General features: G+C 72.2%; 7 protein-coding genes. 4 read left to right on the plus strand and 3 right to left on the minus strand.

The genetic code is table 11. The features are described 5' to 3' along the window. Nucleotides 1-217: 217 nt before the first annotated feature. A complete protein-coding gene (locus ABDW21_RS04700) occupies nucleotides 218-1,444 on the minus strand; it encodes a hypothetical protein (protein WP_343600378.1) in 1,227 nt (408 codons plus the stop codon). A 47-nt stretch (nucleotides 1,445-1,491) separates the two neighbouring features. Here ABDW21_RS04700 and ABDW21_RS04705 point away from each other — a divergent pair, with 47 nt between their 5' ends. Further along, the gene (locus ABDW21_RS04705) at nucleotides 1,492-1,992 is read left to right on the plus strand and encodes a nuclear transport factor 2 family protein (RefSeq protein WP_343600379.1); all 501 of its coding nucleotides are present in this window, start codon (nucleotides 1,492-1,494) and stop codon (nucleotides 1,990-1,992) included. Nucleotides 1,993-1,995: 3 nt separating this feature from the next. Here the strand turns inward: ABDW21_RS04705 and ABDW21_RS04710 are convergent, their stop codons facing one another. Continuing rightward, the gene (locus tag ABDW21_RS04710; protein ID WP_343710129.1) at nucleotides 1,996-2,652 is read right to left on the minus strand and encodes a L,D-transpeptidase; all 657 of its coding nucleotides are present in this window, start codon (nucleotides 2,650-2,652) and stop codon (nucleotides 1,996-1,998) included. Between the two features lie 253 nt (nucleotides 2,653-2,905). On the opposite strand from ABDW21_RS04710, the gene ABDW21_RS04715 reads away from it, so the two are divergent. From ABDW21_RS04715 to ABDW21_RS04725, 3 genes are all read left to right on the plus strand, one after another. Next, the gene (locus ABDW21_RS04715) at nucleotides 2,906-5,338 is read left to right on the plus strand and encodes an FHA domain-containing protein (protein WP_343710136.1); all 2,433 of its coding nucleotides are present in this window, start codon (nucleotides 2,906-2,908) and stop codon (nucleotides 5,336-5,338) included. A 75-nt stretch (nucleotides 5,339-5,413) separates the two neighbouring features. Then, nucleotides 5,414-6,076 carry a hypothetical protein gene (locus ABDW21_RS04720; RefSeq protein ID WP_343600381.1) on the plus strand — a complete coding sequence of 221 codons (663 nt, stop codon included), beginning with the start codon at nucleotides 5,414-5,416 and terminating at the stop codon, nucleotides 6,074-6,076. Then, nucleotides 6,064-6,960: a hypothetical protein gene (locus ABDW21_RS04725; RefSeq protein ID WP_343600382.1), complete on the plus strand. Its 897-nt coding sequence runs from the start codon at nucleotides 6,064-6,066 to the stop codon at nucleotides 6,958-6,960. The genes ABDW21_RS04720 and ABDW21_RS04725 overlap by 13 nt, the downstream gene beginning before the upstream one ends. 17 nt (nucleotides 6,961-6,977) lie before the next feature. Here ABDW21_RS04725 and ABDW21_RS04730 read toward each other — a convergent pair. Then, on the minus strand, nucleotides 6,978-7,185 hold a 208-nt coding region (locus tag ABDW21_RS04730; RefSeq protein ID WP_343710130.1), incomplete at its 5' end, for a hypothetical protein.

Below are 7,185 nucleotides of genomic sequence, written 5' to 3' on the forward strand. Positions count from 1 at the left end.
CCCAGTGGGTCGTGCGACAAACCCAGTGGGTCGTGCGACAACCCCGGTGGGTCGTGCATAAGCGAATACCTTGCGTCGACGGCGGTCGGTGGCCAGAGTTCACGATAACGGCGGACCGGAGTCATCAGAACCGGCCCGAACGGCTTCGGTACGGGGTCGATGCCGTGGTGTCACCAAAGCGACACCAACCGATTCGAGGTGACCGCGCGGCCCGAGTTCACACCACCGTCAGCGGCAGCGAGCGCCTGGGTGCGAACGCGAAGGTCGAACCCCGGCTGACCTTCGCCACCGATACTTCTGGGAGTTCGTCGGCCGCAGCGGCTGCTTCGACTAGTTCGGCGGTCCAGTCGGTGCCTGTTCCGCCGACCCGAACCTCGACATGCGGGTCCACGGCGGTGGCGATGGCCTGCAGCGGTTGCGTCGACTCCGGCGTGCACAGCGAAATCCAGGCGCCGTCGTCGTGGGCGGCCGACCGGCGCACCACCAGGCGGTCGGTCACCGCGGCGTCGACGTACCCGGCCGGGTTGAGCAGAGGGTGCAGTTCGAACACCCGCAGCGCGCCCGCGATGCCGCCGGGCAGCGACAGCGCGCGACGGATGCGTTCGGCGGCCAGACCGGCCAGGCCGGTCAGCTGCCGGGTGCCCACCGACGCGGCCAGCCCGGCGTCGTCGCCGGCCCGCGCCCGGACCGCGATCGCGAACGACAAGTACAGCAGGTGCATCTGCAGGCACACCTCGTCGGCGATACGCACCAGCGCCGAATGCGAGAAGGCGCCGAAGTCGAGATCCGACAACAGGGGGCCGGAGTAGTCGGCCAGGCCGGTGCCGGTCGGATCGATCGCATCCAGATCCCATGTGGCGGCATGGGTTTGGCGTATCACCTCCAGCGCCGGAATGCCCCGGGCCGGTGGGTCGGACTCGTCGATGGTCACTGTCCACGCGCAGTGCGGTCGCCGGTCGGCCGGCACCCGGGGCGGACGGTGAATCGGCCGCATCCGCGCGCGCGGGTTGGTCGCGATCGCGGTCGCGTCGAACGTGGGGTCCTCGATGGTGTGGCACATGCCGACGACGTACTCGTCGCCCATCGGCTCGACGTCGCGCAGCGCGCCGCAGTGGTCGAGCTGGAATTCGCCGTGCCAGCGGTCGTGCACGGTGTAGCGGAAGTCCATGAACTGCGGCGGAGCGCCGATGTCGAGCTGCAAGCCTTTGAAAATCGTTGGCACGTCGTCGCCTTCGTAGTTCAGTGCCCGCTGCATCCGGGTGGTGTAGACCGGGCTGGCGCCGCACCACTCCTCGATGGCGATCTGCAGCATCTGCTCGCGGCCGAACGCCTGGATGCACCAAGCCATCCCGGAGCGGTCGATCATGTGCCCGATCAACAACAGCTCGGGGACCAGGGCGGCCAGCTCGGCGCGGGACAATGCGGCATACCGGGATCGGCTCACCGCTCCGAAAGTACTCGGACCCTGCCCGCTGCCGCACGCTCGGCCCGGTGTGCTGCAATGACGTGATGAGCCCTGACGACCCCGGCGCCGTGCGCACCGACATCGCGGCGATCGAACAGGTCAAGTACCGCTATCTGCGTGCGATGGACACCAAGCACTGGGACGACTTCGCCGCCACGCTCACCGAGGATGTCAAGGGTGACTATGGCTCGTCGCTGGGCAAGGAGCTGCACTTCACCAACCGCACCGACCTGGTCGGCTACATGCGCTCGGCGATGGGCCCCGGCGTCATCACCGAGCATCGGGTGACCCACCCCGAGATCGCGGTCACCGGCGACGAGGCGTCGGGCGTCTGGTATCTGCAAGACCGTGTCATCGTGCCGGAATACGACTTCATGCTGATCGGCGCGGCGTTCTACCGCGACCGCTACCGGCGCACCACCGACGGATGGCGGATCTGCGCCACGGGCTACGACCGCACCTACGAGGCGCGAATGTCGTTGGCGGGCATCGACTTCAAAGCGAAAACCGGGCGCGCGCTGGCGTGACGCCTACTTGGCGATCGCGATCAGCGCGCCGGGCCGCAGCCACTGGATGATCTTCACCAGCGTGGCGTCGTCGATCGCCACGCAGCCCGCGGTCGGCCCGCCGTCGGTGGTGTGGAAGAAGAACGCGGCGCCCTTGCCGGGGACACGGGCCTTGTTGACGCCCATCACCACCGCGTGCTTGTACTGGGGGATGTCGAGGTTTTCGCTGGCGGAGGTGTCGAACGGGCACTGGCTCTGCCGGCAGACCTGCATGGTGTTGAAGGTCGGGCTGGTGTCGTCGCCGCTCCACCAGTGATTGTGCCCGACCTGGGTGTACGGCAACCCGCCGCCCGGATTGGGTGCGGTGCCGAACGCGGAGTCCAGCGAGTAGACGCCCATCGGGGTGGCCGGGTATCCGCTCTTGGCCTGCGGCGCCAGGCCCGCCGACCCGATGTGCGTCGGGATTCCGGCTCCGATGGGCTGCCAGCCCGCCGCGGTGCGCTGGTAGACGTCCATCGTGGCGGTCGAACCGCCCGTTCCGACAACCGAAACCACCTGACTGGCGTTGCCGACGGCGCCCGCGAACCACGGCGTGACCACCGCCGCGCCGCGCGGCGCGACCGACAGCGTGACGGCGGCCGCGCACAGCGCAGCGCACAGCACACGCAGCGGTCGGCGCATCGTTTCATGGTCACCGCCAGCTCGTCTGAGGGTCAAGTCAAGGTTGAGACTCGATGTGGTCACCGCGCGGCCGCGCCCGGTTGACACTGCGCCGCGCACGGCACGCGCTTATATGCTCGGACCTGTTGTCGTGCGGCAGCGACGAGGCAGCTCGTCTGGAAAGCAACCAGAGCAACAAGAACGACGGATGAAACCGACAGATCACGGCGGCGCGTCCCCGGACGACGCCGCGACGACCGCGTTCGCCGCGGGCATGGTCCGCGCCCCGGTGCTGACGGTCTGGCTCGGGGCGGCGATGCGCACCTTCCCGGCCGGCCGGGATGTCGTCATCGGACGTGACCGCGACTGCGACATCTGGCTGCACGACGGCGATCCCAGCGACCTCGCGCTGATCTCGCGCAAGCACGCGATCGTGCGTTGCGACGGACCCCGCTGGGTGGTGGTCGACACCAGCCAGAACGGCATCTACGTCGACGGCGTCCGGGCGAAGCTGATCCCGGTGCGGGACCGCCAGAGCATCGCCCTGGGCAGCCCGCACGGCCCGCGGCTGACGTTCCGGTTCGCCGACGAGCCCCGCAGGCGCCCCACGCGGGGACCCGTCCCCACCCCGGCGACAGTCGAGCGCGGCGACGGCGCCTCCCCGACGTGGTCGCCCCGGCCGGCTGGTCCGCCGCCGGCGTCGGCGCGGCGGCCGCCGCCCCCCGACCGCCCGAAGGGGTTCGGCGACACGGCACGCATCCAGCTGCCCGCCCGGCCCGCGGCGGCGCCGCGGCACGCGACGACGATCGGCCGCTCCACGGCCAACGACGTCGTCGTCAGCGACGCGTTGGTGTCCCGCGTGCATGCGATCCTGGTCCCCGGCCCGCATGGCGTCGAAATTCGCGACAACAACAGCAGCAACGGGACATTCGTCAACGGCGAGCGCGTCACCGCCGCGGTGCTCGGTCCGGGCGAGGTGGTCACCGTCGGCAACACCGACCTGGCGCTCTCCGGCGCGACGCTGGTTCCGCGCGCCGCACCCGCACAGGCCAGCGGACTCACCGCTCACGGGCTGGCGCTGACGCGGCACGGCCAGGAGCTGCTGCGCGGCGTCTCGTTCGCCGCGCAGCCGGGCACCTTGACCGCGGTGATCGGCCCGTCGGGGGCCGGGAAATCCACCCTGGTCACGCTGATCGGCGGGACGACGCGGCCCACGGCCGGGGTGGTCACCTTCGAGGAGCACGACGTCCACGCCGAGTACGCCTCCATGCGGTCCCGGATCGGCGTGGTGCCCCAGGACGATGTCGTGCACCGCCAGCTCACCGTGGAACAGGCGCTCAGCTACGCCGCCGAGCTGCGGCTGCCCTCGGACACCTCGGCAGCCGACCGCCGCCAGGTGGTCAGCCGGGTGCTCGACGAGCTGGAGCTGACCCCGCACCGCGGCACCCGCGTCGACAGACTGTCCGGCGGGCAGCGCAAGCGTGCATCGGTCGCCATGGAGTTGCTGACCGGCCCGTCGTTGCTGATCCTCGACGAGCCGACTTCGGGGCTGGACCCGAACCTGGACCGGCACGTGATGACGATGCTGCGCGGGCTGGCCGACGCCGGCCGGGTGGTCATCGTGGTCACGCATTCGCTGACCTACGTGACCATGTGCGACCAGGTTGTGCTGTTGGCGCCCGGCGGCAGGCCCGCGTTCGCCGACCCGCCCGCAGAGATCGGGCCGGTGATGGGCACCACCGACTGGGCCGACATCTTCGCCACGGTCAGCACCGACCCCGACGGTGCGCACCGGGCCTTCCTGGCGCGCCATCCCGCCACCTCGCAGCGGTTGCCGACCACCGGCGCGGCGCCGTTGGGCACCCCGCCGCACACCAACCGGTGGCGTCAGGTCGTCACGCTGGCCCGCCGCCAGACCCGGCTCATCACCGCCGACCGCGGGTACTTCGCGTTCCTGGCGTTGCTGCCGTTCGTGCTGGGCGCGCTGTCGCTGGCGGTGCCCGGCAGCAACGGGCTGGGCTACGCGAATCCGCGCGGCCCGCAACCCGGGGAACCCAGCGACATCCTGATCCTGCTCAACATCGCGGCGGTGTTCACCGGGACCGCGCTGACCGTGCGGGATCTGGTCGGGGAACGGTTGATCTTCCGGCGCGAACGGGCCGTGGGCCTGTCGGCGTCGGCGTATCTGGCGGCCAAGGTCCTCGTCTACAGCATCGCGGCGCTCATCCAGACCGCGGTGCTGACCGCAATCGTCGCGGCCGGCAAGGGCATGCCGACCCGCGGCGCGGTGCTGCTCGGCGACGGCCCCGGCGCGGCCCTCGCCGAGCTGTACCTGTCGCTGGCGCTGACGGCCGTCGTCTCCGCGCTGGTCGGGCTGGCGTTGTCGGCGCTGGCCCGGTCCGGCGAGCAGGTGTTGCCGCTGCTGGTGGTGACGATCATGGCGTCGATGGTGCTGGCCGGCGGCTTGATCCAGGTGACCGGGCGGGTGGGCCTCGACCAGGTGTCGTGGCTGGTGCCGGCCCGGTGGGGGTTTGCGGCGTCGGCGTCGACCGTCGATCTGCGCTACGTCGAGCCGGCGGTGCCCGGTGACCGGTTCTGGTCGCACACGCCGGGCGCCTGGCTGCTGGACATGGCGATGCTGGTGGTGCTGGGCGTCGTCGCCACCGTGTTCGTGCGCATGCGGCTGCGGCTGCGCGCAGACACCTGACGACGTTCGCCCGCCGCGGGGTGAGTGGCGCACCCGCCGATCGGCGATAGCATCGGCCCCCGGGGGGAGACGCCGATGACCGATGTTCCGCCGGGCCACTATTCGGCCGTGCTGGTCGGTCACGTCTGGCCGTCGAATTCCAGCCTGGACGTCATCCGGCAGGCGTCGGCCGCTGTCGCCGGCACCGCGGCCGCCTACCACCGGCTGCGGGAGCAGTTGCGCCAGACCCGTATCGGGCCACTGGCAGATCAGACCGGTGTCACCGCCGACGACGTGTGCGGCGCGTTCGAACGCGGCGAAGCGCACGCGCGCGACATCGCGGAGAAGCACGACGCCAAGAGGGCGGCATTCGACGGCGCCCATGACGCGGCCGCCGAGCTGCGCTCTCAGCTGGCCGCCATCGCCGACGACGGCAATGCCCGGATATCGAGGATTCATCATTCGAAAGATCCGCTGCCGGACAAGATCGACCAGATCGTGGACACGGTGCTGCAGTGCCAGGGTCGGGCCACCGCCGCCGCGGCTCCCTACGGTCAGGACATCCTGGGTGCCGTTCAACGGGTGCTCGACCGGGCAGGGGTCGACACCTCGGCGCGACAGTTCGCCGCGGCACACGGGATCGACACCCCGCGCCTGTTCGCCGCCCCGAACGGCGACCGGGTGCGCGAGCACGTGACGGCCCTACTCGCGGGCCCGGCGCCGGCACCCGCGGCAGGGGCGCTGACGTGGCCGACCTGAACGCCGCACCGGCCGGTTACGCGGCTGCGGCCGCGGCGAACACCGCACCCCCGCCGATCACCCCGACCCCGGTGCCCGGCCCCGGTTCGGCGATCGACAACCTGTTGGCGACGCTGGCCGCCGCCGCCAACAGCGGCATCGCGTCGGACAACCTCGACGCGCAGATCGGGCACGCCGAACGCGCCGCCAAAGCCGCCGACGCGCACGCGAAATTCCCCGCCAACGACGACGACGCGGCCGCCGCGCTGGCGGCGGCTGACCCGGGCCAGCCGGCCCAGCAGGCCCCGCAGCTGGGGGCGGGCCTTGCCGGCGCGCTCGCCGGCCTGCTCAGCGGCGCGCTGCAACCGCTGGCCCAGGCGCCGCAGCAGGCTGTCCAAGCCGGCCAGCAGGCCGTGCAGGCGGGCATGGCCGCGTTGCAGAACGGCACCGGAATGCCGGCCGAGGAGGCACTGCCCGGCGTGCTCGACGGCGACGTCGACGGCGAGTCGCCCGGGTTCGCCGGGTATCCCGGCGGGGCCGGCGCGGGACGAGCCGGCACGGCGCCGGCCGCGACGCTCGGGCCGCCGCCGATCCCGTCGGCCGCCACCGTGCCCGCGTCCGCGCCGCCCGCGCCGCCGGCCACCAGGGCGGCACCGTCCGTCACGCCGGCAGCCGCCGCCGCGCTGCCGATGATGCCGCCGGGCGCTGTGCCGGGCGCCGCCGCGCCCGTCCGCGACACCACAACCGACACCAGGCGCGTCGTCGCGCCGCCGATGGCCAACGGCGCCCCGGTGCAGGGACGCATCAGCGCTCCCCCGCCGCACGTGACGACACGGCGCGACGGCACGCCGGTCGCCGTCCGGCGGGTCGTCGCCGGGGACGCCGACGCCGAGCCGGGACCCTGACGGCGCAGCCGCGACGCTCAGCGGCGCAGGTCCGGCCACGGCGGGCGGCGCAGCACAGCGAGGGCGGCGATGACCGCCGACAGCAGTCCGGTCAACACCCCGATCAGCGCGACCGGGTGGGGATCGAACGCCGGCAGCCACCGTGCCCGGTTGGCGTCGACGACGAACACCCCGACCGGCGCGGCGGCGAACCCCCGTCCCCGCCCCCGGGTGACGGTGATGATC

Source organism: Mycobacterium sp. (assembly GCF_039583805.1).
Lineage (GTDB): Bacteria > Actinomycetota > Actinomycetes > Mycobacteriales > Mycobacteriaceae > Mycobacterium.

Bases quoted from the DNA above. Each gene is read 5' to 3' on its own strand.
- ABDW21_RS04710 (WP_343710129.1), bottom strand. From the start codon at position 2,652: ATGCGCCGACCGCTGCGTGTGCTGTGCGCTGCGCTGTGCGCGGCCGCC.
- ABDW21_RS04720 (WP_343600381.1), top strand. From the start codon at position 5,414: ATGACCGATGTTCCGCCGGGCCACTATTCGGCCGTGCTGGTCGGTCAC.
- ABDW21_RS04715 (WP_343710136.1), top strand. From the start codon at position 2,906: ATGGTCCGCGCCCCGGTGCTGACGGTCTGGCTCGGGGCGGCGATGCGC.